Source organism: Roseovarius sp. B08, assembly GCF_051417955.1.
In the GTDB taxonomy this organism is placed as follows: Bacteria; Pseudomonadota; Alphaproteobacteria; order Rhodobacterales; family Rhodobacteraceae; genus Roseovarius.
The window spans coordinates 1,999,007-2,014,760 of sequence record NZ_JBPRLW010000001.1 but is presented as its reverse complement, the minus strand read 5'-3'; the positions used below and the strand labels follow the sequence as shown (position 1 = coordinate 2,014,760).

15 protein-coding genes are annotated in these 15,754 nt (G+C 65.0%); 2 read left to right on the top strand and 13 right to left on the bottom strand.

Translation table 11 applies throughout. The features are described from left to right. Window position 1: 1 nt before the first annotated feature. Genes ACSQ76_RS10215 through ACSQ76_RS10205 form a run of 3 tightly spaced genes read right to left on the bottom strand, consistent with a single transcriptional unit; the run spans window position 2 to window position 4,360 of the window. Complete coding sequence (locus ACSQ76_RS10215) at window positions 2–1,189, bottom strand: aminomethyltransferase family protein (RefSeq protein ID WP_437156494.1); 1,188 nt, start codon at window positions 1,187–1,189, stop codon at window positions 2–4. Continuing rightward, on the bottom strand, window positions 1,131–2,729 hold the full coding sequence (locus ACSQ76_RS10210; protein ID WP_437156493.1) for a phytoene desaturase family protein: 1,599 nt from the start codon (window positions 2,727–2,729) through the stop codon (window positions 1,131–1,133). Before ACSQ76_RS10210 ends, ACSQ76_RS10215 begins: the two co-directional genes overlap by 59 nt. Further along, complete coding sequence (locus tag ACSQ76_RS10205) at window positions 2,726–4,360, bottom strand: phytoene desaturase family protein (protein WP_437156492.1); 1,635 nt, start codon at window positions 4,358–4,360, stop codon at window positions 2,726–2,728. The genes ACSQ76_RS10210 and ACSQ76_RS10205 overlap by 4 nt, the downstream gene beginning before the upstream one ends. A 145-nt stretch (window positions 4,361–4,505) precedes the next feature. Here ACSQ76_RS10205 and ACSQ76_RS10200 point away from each other — a divergent pair, with 145 nt between their 5' ends. Next, complete coding sequence (locus ACSQ76_RS10200) at window positions 4,506–5,129, top strand: TetR family transcriptional regulator C-terminal domain-containing protein (protein ID WP_437156491.1); 624 nt, start codon at window positions 4,506–4,508, stop codon at window positions 5,127–5,129. 64 nt (window positions 5,130–5,193) lie between these two features. On the opposite strand, the gene ACSQ76_RS10195 is transcribed toward ACSQ76_RS10200, so the two are convergent. From ACSQ76_RS10195 to ACSQ76_RS10175, 5 genes are read right to left on the bottom strand one after another with little or no spacing between them, the layout of a single operon-like run. Continuing rightward, window positions 5,194–6,402 (bottom strand): Tm-1-like ATP-binding domain-containing protein, encoded by a 1,209-nt coding sequence (locus ACSQ76_RS10195; protein WP_437156490.1) that lies wholly within the window; start codon window positions 6,400–6,402, stop codon window positions 5,194–5,196. Next, window positions 6,399–6,848, bottom strand: coding sequence for an SRPBCC family protein (locus ACSQ76_RS10190; RefSeq protein WP_437156489.1), 450 nt, complete (start codon window positions 6,846–6,848; stop codon window positions 6,399–6,401). Before ACSQ76_RS10190 ends, ACSQ76_RS10195 begins: the two co-directional genes overlap by 4 nt. Before the next feature lie 19 nt (window positions 6,849–6,867). Further along, window positions 6,868–7,701: a phosphoenolpyruvate hydrolase family protein gene (locus tag ACSQ76_RS10185; protein ID WP_437156488.1), complete on the bottom strand. Its 834-nt coding sequence runs from the start codon at window positions 7,699–7,701 to the stop codon at window positions 6,868–6,870. Beyond that, window positions 7,688–8,671 carry a branched-chain amino acid ABC transporter permease gene (locus ACSQ76_RS10180; RefSeq protein ID WP_437156487.1) on the bottom strand — a complete coding sequence of 328 codons (984 nt, stop codon included), beginning with the start codon at window positions 8,669–8,671 and terminating at the stop codon, window positions 7,688–7,690. The genes ACSQ76_RS10185 and ACSQ76_RS10180 overlap by 14 nt, the downstream gene beginning before the upstream one ends. A gap of 1 nt (window position 8,672) precedes the next feature. Continuing rightward, the gene (locus ACSQ76_RS10175) at window positions 8,673–9,563 is read right to left on the bottom strand and encodes a branched-chain amino acid ABC transporter permease (protein ID WP_437156486.1); all 891 of its coding nucleotides are present in this window, start codon (window positions 9,561–9,563) and stop codon (window positions 8,673–8,675) included. A 102-nt stretch (window positions 9,564–9,665) separates the two neighbouring features. Here ACSQ76_RS10175 and ACSQ76_RS10170 point away from each other — a divergent pair, with 102 nt between their 5' ends. Next, complete coding sequence (locus ACSQ76_RS10170) at window positions 9,666–10,517, top strand: AraC family transcriptional regulator (RefSeq protein WP_437156485.1); 852 nt, start codon at window positions 9,666–9,668, stop codon at window positions 10,515–10,517. Window positions 10,518–10,523: 6 nt separating this feature from the next. Here ACSQ76_RS10170 and ACSQ76_RS10165 read toward each other — a convergent pair whose 3' ends face one another. From ACSQ76_RS10165 to ACSQ76_RS10145, 5 genes are all read right to left on the bottom strand, one after another. Then, window positions 10,524–11,252: an ABC transporter ATP-binding protein gene (locus ACSQ76_RS10165; RefSeq protein WP_437156484.1), complete on the bottom strand. Its 729-nt coding sequence runs from the start codon at window positions 11,250–11,252 to the stop codon at window positions 10,524–10,526. Further along, on the bottom strand, window positions 11,245–12,009 hold the full coding sequence (locus ACSQ76_RS10160) for an ABC transporter ATP-binding protein (protein ID WP_437156483.1): 765 nt from the start codon (window positions 12,007–12,009) through the stop codon (window positions 11,245–11,247). The genes ACSQ76_RS10165 and ACSQ76_RS10160 overlap by 8 nt, the downstream gene beginning before the upstream one ends. A gap of 67 nt (window positions 12,010–12,076) precedes the next feature. After that, the gene (locus ACSQ76_RS10155; RefSeq protein WP_437156482.1) at window positions 12,077–13,294 is read right to left on the bottom strand and encodes an ABC transporter substrate-binding protein; all 1,218 of its coding nucleotides are present in this window, start codon (window positions 13,292–13,294) and stop codon (window positions 12,077–12,079) included. 457 nt (window positions 13,295–13,751) lie between these two features. After that, the gene (locus tag ACSQ76_RS10150; protein WP_437156481.1) at window positions 13,752–14,915 is read right to left on the bottom strand and encodes a mandelate racemase/muconate lactonizing enzyme family protein; all 1,164 of its coding nucleotides are present in this window, start codon (window positions 14,913–14,915) and stop codon (window positions 13,752–13,754) included. Between the two features lie 99 nt (window positions 14,916–15,014). Beyond that, window positions 15,015–15,683 carry a TetR/AcrR family transcriptional regulator gene (locus ACSQ76_RS10145; RefSeq protein WP_437156480.1) on the bottom strand — a complete coding sequence of 223 codons (669 nt, stop codon included), beginning with the start codon at window positions 15,681–15,683 and terminating at the stop codon, window positions 15,015–15,017. Between the last annotated feature and the right edge of the window lie 71 nt (window positions 15,684–15,754).

The following is a 15,754-nucleotide window of genomic DNA, read 5'->3' as shown; positions in this document are numbered from 1 at the left end:
ATCAAAACGCCCCGGGCGGTGTCGCGCGGGCGCGGTCATTGATGAAAAACGGTTTGGATTCAACGGTAACGGGCACCATGCGGCGGTTCCAGCGCCCCTCCTCGTTGACATAGATCTCGGCCCAGAGATCGCTGGTCTTGCTGTCTCCGAAGGGGGCCTTCAACTCTGCCAGGGCGATGTTGCGCTTGGCCGTGGGAGACCAGACGCCCGAGGTCACGTGCCCGACCTCGCGCCGCTTGCGGTGGTAGATCAGCGCGTCCTGCGCGGGCTTGAAACCGCCGATATCGAGCTTCACCAGGTGCGTGCGCGCGCCGTTGTCGCGGTGGGACAGCAGCGCGCGGCGGCCGTTGAAATGGCCCTTGTCGAAATCCACCATCCGCCCGAAGCCCAGTTCGAAGGGTGTCCGGCCGCGGTGCAGGCGCAAGGCGGCGTGCACCGGCTGGAAATCCATGCCCGCGGCCAAGAATCCGGCCTCGATCCGTGCGATATGCAGGGCGTCATAGCCGATGGCCCGCAGGCCCCGGTGACCGCCTGCGGCCCACAGCCTGTCCCAGAGCGCCAGCGCGGCCTCCCACGGCATCCAGAGTTCATAGCCCAGGTCCCCGGTGAACCCGGTGCGTGAAATCCAGAGGTCCGGTTCCACCTCGCGCAGGTCGAAAGGTTTCATGTCGGCCACGTCGAGCCCGGCGTCTTTCAGAACGGAAAAGGATGTGGGCCCCTGAAGCGAGAGGCCCGCGACCGTGTCGCTTTCGTCGGTCACCGCAACGTCGAAGCCGTCGGCGGCGTCGAGAAGCCAGCCGAACATGCGTTCCTGGCAGCACAGGCGAAACTCCGTGTCCGAGATGCGGAAGAGCGTGCCGTCGTCGATCAGCATCCCCTCTTCGTCGCACCACAGCGCGTAGCCGACCCGCCCGTCGCCGATCCGCCGCACATCGCGCGTGACGACTCGGTTGATCATCGCCGGCGCCTCCGGGCCGGTGACGCGGTACTTGTGCATGGGCGAGATGTCGAACAGCGTCGCCTGGTTGCGGATCGCGAAATATTCGAACTCGGCCGTGTCGAGTACGGAGGGCGACATGTAGCCGGCCCAATCCATCCATCCCCGCGCATGGCTGAGCGCGTCGAGCCGGTCATGGAAAGGTCCGGGGATCAGGCCGATGGGCACGGTGCTGGCGGGTCTTTGGGTCATGCCGGTATTCCGTCTTCGAGCAGCCGTCGCGCGGCGTTGCGCCCGGGCGATCCGGTGACGTCCCCGCCCGGATGGGCCGAGGCGCCGCAGAGATAGTACCCCCGATCCCGAAAGCATAGCGCGACAGACCGTTCACCGGCCGGACGGTCAGCACCTGGTCGATGCCGATCTCGCCATGGTGCCAATGCCCCCCCGGCGCACCCGTGGCGGCCGCGATGTCGTCGGGCGTCAGAAGTGTCTGGTGGATGATCAGGCCGGACAGGCCGGGCATGTAGGTCTCCAGCGTGTCGATTGCCCTGGCGGTCAGGTCGTCGCGGGCGGCAGGGGTCCATCCGCCCTCGGGGGCGAAGGGCACGTAGCTGACGATGGCCGACAGGACCTGCCGACCCTGGCCGCAGAGCGGTGGGTCGGTCAGCGACGGCATCACCGCCTCGATCAGCGGCGCGTCGGAGGCCCGGCCGTATTTCACCGGATCGAAGGCGCGTTCGACATGAGCCGCCGAAGGTGCCACGATCAGCCGCCCGGCCTTTTGCGCGTCGCTCAGCCCCGGCATGTCCGGCACATCGCTCAGGACAAGGTTCAGCTTCGCCGCCGTTCCCTTGGTGCGCATGTTGCGCAGGCGGCGGGTGGCCTCGATGTCGAAATGCGCGGGTCCGGCCAGTTGCATCGTCGCCTCTGCCCCGAGGCTGGACAGCACCGCGCCGGCCTGCAAGACCGTGCCATCCTCCAGCGTCACGCCCTGAACGCGGTCGCCCTCGACGTCGACGGAGGCCACGCCGGTGCCGCATCGCAGGGTCGCGCCCGCGCCGGTGGCCGCGCCCTCGAACGCGCCGAAGCCGCCCAGGGGCCAGGCCGCGTCGCCGCCCTGCCCCATCCGGTACATCAAGGTAAAGACGGACCCCGGAGCCCGCGGACCGCTGAACGCACCGCGCACCGCGTCGGCGGCCATCGCCCCGGCGACGGGGCCGTCGGGCAACTCGTCCAGCAGCAAGTCATAGGCGTTGGACAGCACGATCCGTAGGAACTCCCGCATGTCGTCGCGGCCCAGACGCTTGAGGTTCAGACCCAGCTTCACCAGCCCGCCGAGATCGCGCAGGCTCGCCATGCTGGCCAGACCTTCGGCGATGGTGGGCGGTGGCTTGTCGGACAGCTGCCCCAGCAGCGCGGCAAAACGCACCAGCCGAGCGTGCAGCGCCTCGAAGGCCGGGGAATCGGGATGCAGGGTCCCCTCGGCGCGGCGCAAGGTGCCGCCGCGTATTTCCGCATGGAATCCGTCGGGCGACAGCGCGATCGTCGGCAGCGGCTGCGCGTCAAAGGCCACGCCTGTGTCTTTCGCGACCGCGGGGCTGAGGTTGTAGAGCAGATGCGCGATCTCGGGGCCAGTCGCACCGCCGCCATAGTCTGTCATACGTGCCATGCCGCCCGCCTGCGCGGCCTTCTCGACCACGCAGACCCGCTTGCCCTTGCGCGCCAGCACGGTGGCCGCGGTCAGGCCATTATGCCCCGCGCCGATCACGATCACGTCGAACCGGGCGCTCATGCCGCGACCTTCGGCATTGCGCGCCCCTTGCCCGCCCGGCGCAGGATCTCGCGCGCGGCGTTTGCTCCCGGGGCGGCCATGACACCGCCGCCCGGATGGCTGGACGAGCCGACAATGAACAGGCCCTCGATCGGCGTGGAATAATCCGAGTAGCCCGGCACGGGCCGGTTGAACAACAGCTGGTCGAAGGTGAGTTCGCCCTGAAAGATGTTGCCCTCGGTCAAGCCTACCTCAGATTCGATATCCAGAGGCGTGCGGACCTCGGCGTGCACGATCCGCTGGCGGATGTCCGGCATCGCCTGTTCCATCTTGTCATAGACGCAGTTCGCCAGCGCGGCGCGGGTCGTGTCGTTCCAGTTCCGGCCCGAGCGCACGCCGTCGACCTTTAAATCGTACGGGGCATACTGCACGAAGACGGTCATCATGTGCTTGCCCGGCGGGGCCATCGTCGGGTCGATCTGGCTGGGGATCAGCATGTCGAAATAGGGCTCGGCCGACCAGCGCCCGTCCTTCCAGTCGTCGTATCCGCGCTCGAGCTCGGCCAGCGAGGTCGAGCAATGCAGGTCTCCGCGCAGGAAAGGCGCGCCCTCGGGGGCGGCGGGAAACTCGGGCATTCGGTCCAGCGCGATGTTCAGCTTGGCCGAGGAGCCGCGGATCTTGAATCGTTTTACGGCTTTCGTGAAATCCTCGGGCACATCGCCCGGGTCGACATGGTGCAGGAAGGTGCGTTTCACGTCCATGTTCGATGCCACGATAGGCGCATCGAAGGTGTCGCCATTCTCAAGCGCCACGCCGATGACCTTGCCGTCCCTGACGCGGAAACTGTCGAGGCCCGAGCCGGTTCGGATCGTGCCGCCCGCCTCCTCGAACGCCAGCCCGAGCGCGCGGGAAATCGCCCCCATGCCGCCACGGGCAAAGCCCCAGGCCCCGATCGCCCCGTCCACGTCGCCCATGTAGTGATGCAAGAGGACATAAGCCGTGCCCGGCGAGTAGACGCCCAGCCCGGTGCCGATGATGCCGGAGCCGGCTAGGTGCGCCTTGATCAGGTCGCTTTCGAAATGTTCGTCGAGGAAATCGCCGATGGACATGGTCCAGAACCGGATCGTCTCGCCCAGTTCCCTGGCGCCCAGCCCGTGCGCCTGCTTGACCAGGAACGCCAGTTCGCCAAGGTCGCGGGGATGCAGCGAAGTGGGATCGGGCGCGTTGCGCAGCAGGAAAGGCCGGATGAACCGGCACTGGCGCATCACGGTTTGCGAGAACCGCGCATAGGCGTCGACATCGCGCGGGCTGTGGCGCGCGATCTCACGCTCCAGCGCATTGTGATCCGACATGTACGCGAAATAGTCGTTGTCGCGGGTAAAGGTCGCCCCGCCCTCGTAAGGGATCACCTGCAAGCCGAAGCGCGGCAACTCAAGGTCGCGCACGATCTCGCGCCGCAGCAGCGAACAGACATAGGAACAGTTGGAATAGGTCCAGCCCTCATGCAGCGAGCGGCTGACCGCCGCGCCGCCGATCCAGTCGTTCTTTTCCACGATCAGCGTCTTCAGGCCGGCCTTCGCAAGATAACACCCCGTGGTCAGCCCGTTATGGCCCGCCCCGACGATGATCGCGTCGTATGTCTGCACGGTCATGCGCTGTCTCCCTGAGCTTCGCAATGAGTCTTAGCGAAGCGGCGATTTCTCGTAAAGTTTTTTTGAGCGCTCAAACAAAAACAATTAGAATGACAATGTGGTGCTGGTATGGAAAAAACGGCAGCACCCTGCGGAGGAATGGGATTTGACTGAAGAAACGACCAAAAGCTCGGCCAAGCCACGCAAGGAGCGCAAGGCGAACGCGGACAAGCGCCGGCGGCAATTGCTGGAGGCGACGCGCCGCTCGATCATCGAGCACGGGCTGGCCAGGACGACACTTGCCACCGTCGCGGCAGAGGCCGGCCTGTCGCAGGGCGTGGCAGTGTTTTACTTCAAGTCCAAGAACGGCTTGCTGGTCGAAACCCTGCGCGCGCATTACGAGTTTTACGACGATACATGGCGCGCCGCGCTCGAGCGTGCGGGCCCTGACCCCAGGGACCGCCTGATGGCGCTGATCGCGGCGGATTTCTCACCCGATGTCTGTTCCCCGGAATCGCTCTCGCTGTGGTTCGCCTTCTGGGGCGAACAGACCTTTGTGCCGCAATATGCCGAGATCTGCCGCGAGTTCGACCGCGACAGGGTTGCCGCGATACGCGAAGTCTGCGGTGAGTTGATGACCGATGCGCGGGAGGAAGAGGTCAATCACGTGGCGCAATGGATCGACACGCTGACCGACGGCTTCTGGCAGAACCTGCATCTTCAGCCCAACCGGATGACGCCTGCGGACTGTCTCGCATCGACCCGCGCCATGATCGACGCATTGATCTGACCTGTCTGCGGCCGGGCCCGGCAGTGCCCCGCGCGAAGAATCTTATGTGAGCGTCCTACAGAGATCAGCGGTTCCGGCGATCGCGTACGAGACACTCGACGAAATCGGCGAAGACCGCGTCGTTGATATGGGCGTCGAGCCGGTGGAGTTCATGGGTCTCCGACACGTCGAACGCCGCCTCCAGCGTCTCGAACAGGGCTTCGTCCGCCTGCGGATTCCAGAAGGCCTCGCCCGGTGCGTCGAGCGCGGAAACACCGCCCAGCGGCAGCACGAGATCCACCGGCCCGGGCGAGGCGTTCAGCTTGGCCGCCAGCCACCGCGCCATTTCCGCGTTCTCGTCCGGGGTCGTCCGCATGAGGGTAATGTTGGCATTGTGGACAAAGAACTGCCGGTCTTCATACCGGTCCGGCACCGTCTCGCGCGGGCCGAAGTTCACCATGTCGAGCGCGCCGCAGGACCCGATCCACGGAATGCCGGTCCGCGCCAGCACGTCAAAGCGCTCGGGTCCCGCCGAGCATATGCCGCCCATCAGGTGATCCGCGACCTCGGTGGTGGTGACATCGACGATGGCCGTGACCATGCCACTGTCGCCGATGGCCTCCAGTGCCCGGCCGCCCGCGCCGTTGGCATGAAACACGATGCAGTCGAACTCGTTATCCAGCCGTGCGCGAAGCTGCTGGACGGCTTTCGTCGTCACGCCGAACATTGACAAGGCGAGCGCAGGACGCGTGTCGCCGGTCGTGTCGGCGTGGTTGCCTGCGGCCATGCCGGCGATGGCCTGCGCCGCGTTTGCCAGAATGCGCCGCGAGACCGTGTTCAGCCCGGCGATATCGGTCACCGGGAACATCATCGTCAGGTCCGAGACGCCGACATAGCCGGATGTGTCACCGGAAGCGACAGTCGACACCATCAGCTTGGGCAGTCCCAGAGGCAGCGCGCGCATCGCCGGTGTGATGAGCGAGGTGCCGCCCGAGCCGCCCAGCCCGATGATGCCGGCGATATCGGGGCGGGTCGCCACGAAGCGGGTCAGCGCCTCGGACATGGCGATGACCGCCCTGCCCCGGTCCCCGGCCTCGAAGATGCGCGAAGCGCCATCGGGATGGTGCGCGGCAACGTCGGCGGCGGGAATATCGGCAGCGGCGGGGGTGGCCGTGGTACCGACATCGACGGTCGTGACGGCCATGCCCGTTTCGCGGATAATTCCGGCGACATAGGCCAACTCCTCGGCCTTGGTGTCGAAGGTGCCGACGACGTAGACGCGGGCGGCTGTCACCGCCGGACCTCGCGCCCGTGGATCACGTCCTCGGTGCCCTCGAAGGCAAAGCGGAACGTGTCGGAAACGGTCTGGTGCACCTCGGCCGCGTCGGCCTCGTCCACCTCGTATTCGGCCCACCATTCGCCGAAGGTCCGGCCGCCCTCGGTGATCGGTTTCAGGGTCATTTCCGAGACGTAGTTGCGTACCGGCAGCGTGGCCTCGAGGATGCAATAGCAGCAACGGTATTCGCGGTCGGACAGGGTCAGCAGCTGCTCGCGGATATGGCCGCCGTCATGGGTGTAAAAGTTGCGCACGCAACCAATCTTGTCGGACGGCAGACCGTCCTCGATTTCGCTTTTGCTGAAGAAGCGGTGATAGCGCGGCAGCGCGTTGAAATCGCGCAGCACGGCCCATGCCTTTTCGATCGGCGCGTCGATGACGGCGCTGATGTAAACTCTCGCCATGGTCTCCTCCCTTGATGACCTATTTCAGTTTCAGCGCCTTGAACGCCTCGATATTCGACTTGATCGCGGTCTCGACCGGCAAACGCTCGACGCTGGACGCGCCATAAAAGCCGTTGCAATGTTCACTATGCTCGAGAACGAAGGACACGTCATCGGGGGTGGCGATCGGGCCGCCATGGGCGATGATGATGATTTCCTTGCGGACCTTTCTGGCGGCCTCGGCGCATTCGTCGATCAGGCGCACCGAGTCCTCGAGCGATTTCGAGGTCGTGGCCCCGATCGTACCGCCGGTGGTCACGCCCATGTGCGGCACGATGATGTCGGCGCCGGCCTTGGCCATGTCGGTCGCCTGATCCGGATCGAAGACGTAGGGTGTCGTCAGCAGGTCGATCTCGCGCGCTTGACGGACCATGTCCACCTCGGAGGCGTAGTTGATGCCCGTCTCCTCCAGGCTGACACGGAAGGTGCCGTCGATGATGCCGACGGTCGGAAAGTTCTGTACGCCGGAAAAGCCCAGTTCCTTCAGTTCGCGCAGGAACTTGGGCATGATGACGAAGGGATCGGTGCCGTTGACTCCCGCGATCACCGGTGTCGTCTTGCAGACGGGCAGCACCTCGAGCGCCATTTCCTTGACGATCTCGTTGGCGTTGCCGTAGGCCAGCAGCCCCGCAGAAGAGGCCCGGCCCGCCATGCGGTAGCGGCCGGAATTGTAGACGATGATCAGGTCGATCCCGCCGGCCTCTTCGCTTTTGGCCGAAATGCCTGTGCCCGCGCCGCCGCCCACGATGGGCACCCCGTCCGCGATCTGCCTGTTCAGGCGCTCCAGGATCTTGGAGCGGTCAATTCGTGGCATTCTCGTTTTCCTTTTCGTCATGTGAAGCCTTGGCGTCGCGGCGCTCGGAGAGCAGCGCGTGGAGTTCGCCCACGATCCCCCTGCGGAACAGCAGGACGCAGCCGATGAAGATCCCCCCGACCATGATGGTGACCCATCCCCCCAGCGCGTCGAAATAATGGTAGAGCGAGGAGATGAGCGCCGCGCCGAGCGCCGGACCGAGAACCGAGTTCATGCCGCCCAGCAGCGTCATCAGGATCACGTCGCCGGACATGCTCCAGTGCACGTCGCGCAGCGAGGCGACCTGATAGATGATCGCCTTGAGAGACCCGGCCAGACCCGCCAGCGCGGCCGAGAGAGTGAAGGCGAGGATCTTGTACCGCGCGACCGGAAAGCCGAGCGATTTCGCCCGTGGTTCGTGTTCGCGGATCGCGCGCAGCACCTCGCCGAAGGGCGAGTGCACGATACGGTGGACAAGGGCCAGCCCGACCAGCGTCAGAACCATCACCACGAAGTAGAGCGTCAGATCGTTTTGCAGGTCGAGCACGCCCAGAAGCACCCCGCGCGGGATCTGCTGCATCCCATCCTCGGCATGGGTCCAGGGCAGTCGCAGGAACAAGAAGTAGACCAGTTGCGACAGCGCAAGCGTGATCATGGCCAGGTAGATCCCCGATCGCCGCGTCGCCAGCGCGCCGAAGATCGCGCCCATCACCGCCGCGCTGGCGACCCCGGTCAGCAGGCCGATCTCCGGCGGAAGGCCCTGTTCCTTGAGCATGTAGCCGCAGAAGTAGGCGGCGCTGCCGAAAAACGCCGCGTGGCCGAAGGAGAGGATGCCGGTGTGCCCCAGAAGGATATTGAATGCGCAGGCAAAGAGCGCCAGGCACAGGACCCGCATCACGAAGACAGGATAGATCACCTGCGGATAGAACGGCACGAGGATCAGGGCCAGCAGAAGACCTGCGCCCAGCACCAGGAGAAGCGCGCGGCTCATCTCAGCCCTCCTCCCGGCCAAAGAGGCCGGCAGGCCGGACCAGCAGGACGATTGCCATGATGAGAAAGACGATGATGGTCGAGGCCTCGGAGTAGAACACCTTGGTCAGCCCCTCGATCACGCCCAGCATCAGCCCGGTGATCGCCGCGCCCGAGACAGAGCCCAGCCCGCCGATCACCACGATCGCAAAGACGATGATCACCAGTTCCGAGCCCATCGACGGGCTGACATTCTGGATCGGTGCCGCCAGGACCCCGGCGAGCGCGGCCAGCGCCACGCCTGCGCCATAGGTCAGGGTCATCAGCAGCGGCACGTTGATCCCGAAGGCCTGCGTCAGGTGCGGCCGTTCGGTTGCCGCGCGCAGCTTTGCGCCCATGGAGGTCCGTTCGATCACCACCCATGTCGCCACGCAGATTGCCACCGCCGCGCCGATCACGAACAGCCGGTATATCGGCATGAACATGAAACCGAGATTCACCGCGCCGCGCAACTGGTCGGGCGCGGTATAGATCTGGCCGGACGAGCCGAAGGCAACCGTGAAGCCGCCCTCGATCACCAGCACCATGCCGAAGGTCAGAAGCAGGCCGTAGATCGGATCGAGCCCGTAGATGCGGCGCAGCAGGAGCCTTTCGGCGACGACGCCCAGAACGCCCACGATGAGCGGCACGATGAAGATCGCGCCCCAATAGCCGATTCCCAAGGTGTCGAGCAGCAGGAACGACAGGAACGCGCCCATCATGAAAAACGCGCCGTGTGCGAAATTCACGACCTTCACGATTCCGAAGATGATGGCGAGGCCGAGGCTCAGGACAGCATAGAAGGCACCGTTGACGATCCCGAGCATGATCTGCCCAGTCAGTGCGACAAGCGGCACCCCGAAAATCTCGATCATCGGCCCTCCCACTCGGCCACCCTTGGGCAGCGCGACCCGGCGCGCCGTACTTTTACTGTTACCCACTTTACTGTCGCGCCAAAGGCCGAAACAATGGTCACCATGCACGATAAACTATCCGAAACCCACATCGTAGGCGAGGACACGCATCAGCGTATCGTCCGCGCCGAAGACTGTCCGCTGCTGGCCCGGCGGCTGTTGTCGCATGTGGGAGTGGGCGATGCCGCGCCGCCCTACCGGGTGGTGCGCACGAACCTCAGCGGGGCATACCTGCACGCCTGTCTGGGCGGCGAGGGGCGGATGCTGCTGGACGGTCGCTGGCGGCCGCACCGCGCGGGGATGGTGACCCTCGCACCGGCCCACGTGCTGCACGCCTTTCACGCGGTACAGGGCAAGCGGTGGCAATATTGCTGGGTCCGCTACATGCCGCAGTCCCCCCGGTCAGCCATCGAGGGGATGACGCCGCTGGTCAGCCGGGTGGATCCCAAGCCGCTGTCGGATGCGATCCTGGGGCTGTACCACGAGGTGAACAGCGGCGGCGATATCGCGGCGACGGCCCTCTGGATCGACCTGATCGAGCATTACGTGAAACGCTACACCGAGCCGCTGCGCAACGAGGAACGGCTCAGCAGGCTGTGGGCCGAAGTCACGGCGGACCTGGGCCACCCCTGGACGCTTGACCAACTGGCCGCCATCGCCGGCATCAGCGGAGAGCACCTGCGCCGTCTGTGCCAGACCCGGCTGGGCCGCAGCCCGATGCAGCAATTGACCTACCTGCGGGTGCAGCAGGCCGCGCAAGTGCTTGCGACGACCGACCGGCGAGTGGAGGACGTGGCCTTCGAGGTCGGATATCAGAACCCCTTCGCCTTTTCGAATACGTTCAAGCGAATGACCGGCTTCCGGCCCTCGCGGTTTCAGCGCGGGCGAAAGCCGCCGGAGGCCAAGGGCGCCTGAAGCGGCTCAGGCGCTGAGTTGCGCGCTGATCCGGTCGAAGTCGGCCAGGAGCGTGGCGTTGTCGAAGGTCTCTGCCACGTGGCCACGGTCTATGACATAGTGCCGGTCCGCCACGGTGGAGGCGAAGCGCACGTTCTGTTCCACCATCAGGATGGTATAGCCCCGCGCCTTGAGATCCGCGATGGCGGCGCCGATCTGCCGGACCACGACGGGAGCCAGCCCCTCGGTCGGTTCGTCCAGCAGCAGAAGGCGCGCGCCGGTCAACAGGATGCGCCCGATGGCGAGCATCTGCTGTTCGCCGCCCGACAGCTTGGTGCCCGGGCTGTTCATCCGGTCCTTGAGACCGGGGAACAGCGTCAGGATCTCGGGCACGCTCATCCCGCCCTCGGCCACGATGGCCGGCAGGACGAGGTTTTCCTCGGCGGTGAGGCTGGCGTAGATGCCCCGGTCCTCGGGACAGAAGGCGACGCCGGTGCGGGCGATCCGGTGCGACGGCAGCGCCGAGGTCTCGGTCCCGTTGATGACGATCGAACCGGACCGGCGGGAGACCATGCCGACAACGGAGCGCAGGGTCGTGGTTTTTCCCGCGCCGTTGCGGCCGAGCATGGTCACCAGTTCGCCGGCGCGGACATCCAAAGTGATGTCATACAGCGCCTGGCTGGGCCCGTACCAGGCCTGCAGGTTCGAGATGTCCAGAACGGTCCGTGTCGTGGTTTCTGTCTGCGCTTCAGACATGGGTGCCCCCCAGGTAAGCCTCGATCACATCCTGGTTCGCGGCGACGCTGGCATAGTCGCCTTGGGCCAGGACCCGGCCCCGGGCCAGCACGGTGACCTCGTCGCAAATCTCGGAGACGATGCCGAGATTGTGTTCGACCATCAGGACCGAGCGGCCCCGGGCGGCATCGTGGATCAACCGTGTGATACGGTCCACGTCCTCGATCCCCATGCCGGCGGTCGGCTCGTCCAGCAGGATCACTTCGGGTTCCAGCGCGAGGGTCGTGGCGATCTCCAGCGCCCGGCGATGGCCATAGGACAGGTCCCCGGCAGCGACCTCGGCCAGGTGCTGGATTCCGACGCTGTCGAGGTGCTCCATCGCCGTGTCGCGATTTACCCAAAGGGCGGATTTGCGGGTCCAGAAGTCGTAGGATTCGCCGCGTTGGCGTTGCAATGCCAGCATAACGTTCTCGAGCGCCGTCATGCTGTTGAAGACTGCCGAGATCTGGAAAGACCGCACCATACCCAGACGCGCGATGGAGCCAGGGTCGAGCGAGGTGATGTCGCGACCGTTGAACCGGATTGCGCCCGAACTGGGCGTCAGAAACTTGGTCAGAAGATTGAAGCAGGTGGTCTTGCCCGCGCCATTGGGGCCGATCAGGGCGTGGATGCTCCCCCTGCGAAGCGCGAGATCGACGCCGTCCACGGCCTTGAAGGCACCGAAGCTCTTGGTGAGCCCTTGGGCTTCCAGCACGTTGGCGGTCGTGGGGGCGGTCATGGATGTCTCGCAGGAACGTGGGGCGATGCGGGGCCGCGCAATGTCGGCCCCGCATCGCCCAGAGCTATCAGCCGTTGTCACCCGTCACAAGGTAACACGTGCTCTGGTCCAGGGGGCGGAACGCGTCTTCGGCCGGGATGGTGGACACTGCCTTGAGGTAATCCCATTCGCCCTCGGCCTCGTCCGGCGTCTTGACCTGCCACAGGTACATGTCGTGCATCATCCGGCCGTCTTCGCGGATGTAGCCGTCCTTGGCGAAGAAGTCGTTGATCGGCATGGACCGCATCGCCTCGGACACGGCGCCTGACTCGTCGGTGCCGGCCTTCTCGATCGCGCGCAGATAGTGCATGGTGGACGAATAGTTCGCGGCCTGGCTCATGTTGGGCATCGAGCCGACACGGTCGAAGTATCGTTGTGCGAACTCGCGCGATTCCTCGTTCATGTCAAAGTACCAGGCGTTGGTCAGCATCAGACCCTGCGCCGCTTCCAGCCCGATGGAGTGCACATCGTTGAGCCACAACAGCAGGGCGGCGAGTGTCTGGTTCTGGGTCAGGCCGAATTCGGCGGCGGCGTTGATCGCGTTGACCGCGTCACCGCCCGTCGAGGCGATGCCGATGATCTCGGCCCCCGAGGACTGCGCCTGAAGCATGTAGGACGAGAAGTCGCTGGCCGAGAGCGGGTGACGGGCCGAGCCCAGCACCTCGCCGCCGGCGTTCTCGACCACCTCGGTCACCTGCTCTTCCAGGCCGATGCCGAAAGCGAAATCGACAGTCAGGAAAAACCAGGTCAGCCCGCCGCCCTCGACAACGGCCTTGCCGGTGCCATGGGCCAGGGAATAGGCGTCATAGGCGTAGTGGATGGCGTAGGGCGAACACACGTCATTGGTGATGCCGATGTTCGAGGCGCCGTTCACAATGATGTGGCGCTCGGCCTCCTTGGCCACCGCCGCCACGGCCAGGGCCGCGCCGGAGTTGGACAGGTCGTTGATCATGTCGACGCCCTCGACGTCGAACCACTCGCGCGCCTTGGCGGCCGCGGTGTCGGCCTGGTTGAGGTGGTCCGAGAAGATCACCTCGATCGGCGCGCCAAGAACTTCGCCGCCGAAATCCTCGGCTGCCATGCGCACGGCCTCGACCGCGCCCTCCCCGGCAAGATCGCTGTAGATGCCGCTCATGTCAGTAAGCACACCGATCCGGACGACATCGTCCGAAACTTCGGCCTGCGCCGCCGCAGCGGCGGTGACACAGGCACATGACGCCATCAGACGCCCAATCATTCCACGCATTCTTTCCTCCTCCTCAGGTTAGAATCTCGTATCGGTCCCGTAGTATTTTCCACCATGTTACCGTCTCGTGGGCCAGTCACCATGTGCATTCCGCAAGATAACATATCCGAAACACACATATCCGCCGACGCTGTTCCGCCCCGCCTGTCAGAGTATCCTTTGCCCAAGGCGAGAGATGCTCACGCGTGCGATGCACAGTGAGGGTCCGCTGGACACAGATCGGCCCTTCGTCGGAAAGCGCGCGCAGGCACAGCGGAGAGGGGTCCACTGCAACGGTTTCGCAAGGCTGCTATCGCCGTTTCAAATCGATGCCCGGTCCGAGCCGTCACTGCCATGCCACGCGATCAGGATCGGACCTATGCCGCACCGCGAACTTGCTAGAGCCCGCTCTGACCGGCAATGCGTCCGCAGCGGAAACCGGCCCCGGCACCGTCTTCCCCTGCCCCGCCAACGCTGTTCATTCCGCCAGCGCGCGCATCACTTCGATCAGGTCGGATTTGCCCTCGAAGCCGATGCCCGGCAGGTCGGGCATGAGGATGTGCCCCTCCTCGACCTGCCCGCCATCGGGGAAGCCGCCGTAGGGTTGGAACAGATCCGGGTAGCTTTCGTTGCCGCCCAGACCGAGCCCCGCGGCGATGTTCAGTGACATCTGGTGACCGCCATGCGGGATGCAGCGCGACGGGGACCAGCCGAGTTCATCAAGGACATCGAGCGTGCGCAGATATTCGACAAGCCCGTATGACAGCGCACAGTCGAATTGCAGCCAGTCCCGGTCGGGCCGCATCCCGCCATGGCGGATCAGGTTGCGCGCGTCCTGATGCGAGAACAGGTTTTCACCGGTCGCCATGGGACCGGGGTAGAATTCGGCCATCGCGGCCTGAAGCTGATAGTCCAGCGGATCACCGATTTCCTCGAACCAGAAGAGCGGGTATTGCCGCAGCATCTTGGCATAGGCGATCGCGGTCTCGAGATCGAAGCGTCCGTTGGCATCCACCGCCAGCTGCGCCTCGGAGCCGATTTCGGTCAGCACCGCCTCGATCCGGCGCTGGTCTTCGTCGATGGATGCGCCGCCGATCTTCATCTTCACGACGTTGTAGCCGCGGTCGAGATAGCCGCGCATCTCATTGCAGAGCGCAGTGTCGTCCTTGCCCGGATAGTAGTAGCCCCCGGCAGCATAGACGAAGACGCGCGGGTTTGCCTCGCGCCCCTTGCGGTCGGCCAGCAGGCGGAACAGGGGCTTTTCCTCGATCTTGGCGATGGCGTCCCAGACGGCCATGTCGATGGTGCCGACCGCGACCGAGCGTTCGCCGTGGCCGCCGGGCTTTTCGTTCTGCATCATGGCCGCCCAGATCCTGTGCGCGTCCAGGTTGCTGCCGTCATCGTTCAAAAGCGATGCGGGGTCGGCCTCGAGAATGCGGTCGCGGAAGCGTTCGCGGATAAGACCGCCCTGGCCGTAACGGCCATTGGAATTGAAGCCATAGCCGACCACCCGGCGTCCGTCCCTGACCACGTCCGTCACGACGGCCACCAGACTTGCCGTCATCTTGCTGAAGTCGATGTAGGCGTTGCGGATGGGCGACGAGATCGGCTTGGTCACCTCACGGATATCAACGATTTTCAAAGGCATTTTCCTTGTTCGGGTTTGCTGTCACGTTGCCGCGTTCGATACGCAGCTTATCGGAACACCGGCCACGGATGCCAGTGCCGGTGGCCCGGGTCTCTATCGCAGAAGCTTCTCGAAGGCGTCTTCCGGCGGAAGCTCTATGCTGCCGGGAGGCAGGCCGAGGAGCCTTTCATAGGTTTGTCGCTCGGCCCGCACTCGCTGGTGCAGTCTACCCCGCGCCTCGGCAAGCCGTCCCGCGCGTGCTGCCTGTTGCAGTTCGATGAACTTCAGCCACCTCGTGCGCGCCACGCGGAGGAAGAGGTCTGCGGTCAGTTCCACATCCGCAAGGTCGAAGGCGCGGCGCTCCATCCCTTCGGAAAGGATCTCTTTCAGAATCGGAAGCGTTCGGCGCTCGGTTTCCCGGCTCAACCCCAGAAAGATCGGTCCGTTGCCGGGGCGCATGGCCAGGCTCACGATGCCGATGATCTCGTCGCTGTGATCCAGTTCCCACTGAATGGCGTCGTGAAGAAACATCGAGATGCGGTCGACGAATCCTTTCCCGGACCTGTTCATCCCCGATCTTGCGGCAGCGCTTGCCGCATCCGCGAAGCGGAGCACCAGCGCCGTGAGGACATCATCCTTCGATGAGAAATGGTGATAGAAGCCGCCCCTGGAAATGCCCGCGGCATCGAGGATGTCGTTGATCGTGACCTCTTCCCACCCCTGCCTGGCCAGAAGCTGCGCGGCGGCATCCAGAATCGCGGCCTGACGCTTGTCTGCCGACATTCGCTCACGTCGCGCCGCGGATTTCTCGTCCGGTTGCATCGTCCCGGCTCTCCCACTACATACCGACTGTC

Excerpts from the sequence above, each read along its gene's own strand:
- ACSQ76_RS10215 (WP_437156494.1), bottom strand. The coding sequence starts at position 1,189 with ATGACCCAAAGACCCGCCAGCACCGTGCCCATCGGCCTGATCCCCGGA.
- ACSQ76_RS10210 (WP_437156493.1), bottom strand. The coding sequence starts at position 2,729 with ATGAGCGCCCGGTTCGACGTGATCGTGATCGGCGCGGGGCATAATGGC.
- ACSQ76_RS10205 (WP_437156492.1), bottom strand. The coding sequence starts at position 4,360 with ATGACCGTGCAGACATACGACGCGATCATCGTCGGGGCGGGCCATAAC.
- ACSQ76_RS10190 (WP_437156489.1), bottom strand. The coding sequence starts at position 6,848 with ATGGCGAGAGTTTACATCAGCGCCGTCATCGACGCGCCGATCGAAAAG.
- ACSQ76_RS10185 (WP_437156488.1), bottom strand. The coding sequence starts at position 7,701 with ATGCCACGAATTGACCGCTCCAAGATCCTGGAGCGCCTGAACAGGCAG.
- ACSQ76_RS10180 (WP_437156487.1), bottom strand. The coding sequence starts at position 8,671 with ATGAGCCGCGCGCTTCTCCTGGTGCTGGGCGCAGGTCTTCTGCTGGCC.
- ACSQ76_RS10175 (WP_437156486.1), bottom strand. The coding sequence starts at position 9,563 with ATGATCGAGATTTTCGGGGTGCCGCTTGTCGCACTGACTGGGCAGATC.
- ACSQ76_RS10170 (WP_437156485.1), top strand. The coding sequence starts at position 9,666 with ATGCACGATAAACTATCCGAAACCCACATCGTAGGCGAGGACACGCAT.
- ACSQ76_RS10165 (WP_437156484.1), bottom strand. The coding sequence starts at position 11,252 with ATGTCTGAAGCGCAGACAGAAACCACGACACGGACCGTTCTGGACATC.
- ACSQ76_RS10160 (WP_437156483.1), bottom strand. The coding sequence starts at position 12,009 with ATGACCGCCCCCACGACCGCCAACGTGCTGGAAGCCCAAGGGCTCACC.
- ACSQ76_RS10155 (WP_437156482.1), bottom strand. The coding sequence starts at position 13,294 with ATGCGTGGAATGATTGGGCGTCTGATGGCGTCATGTGCCTGTGTCACC.
- ACSQ76_RS10145 (WP_437156480.1), bottom strand. The coding sequence starts at position 15,683 with ATGTCGGCAGACAAGCGTCAGGCCGCGATTCTGGATGCCGCCGCGCAG.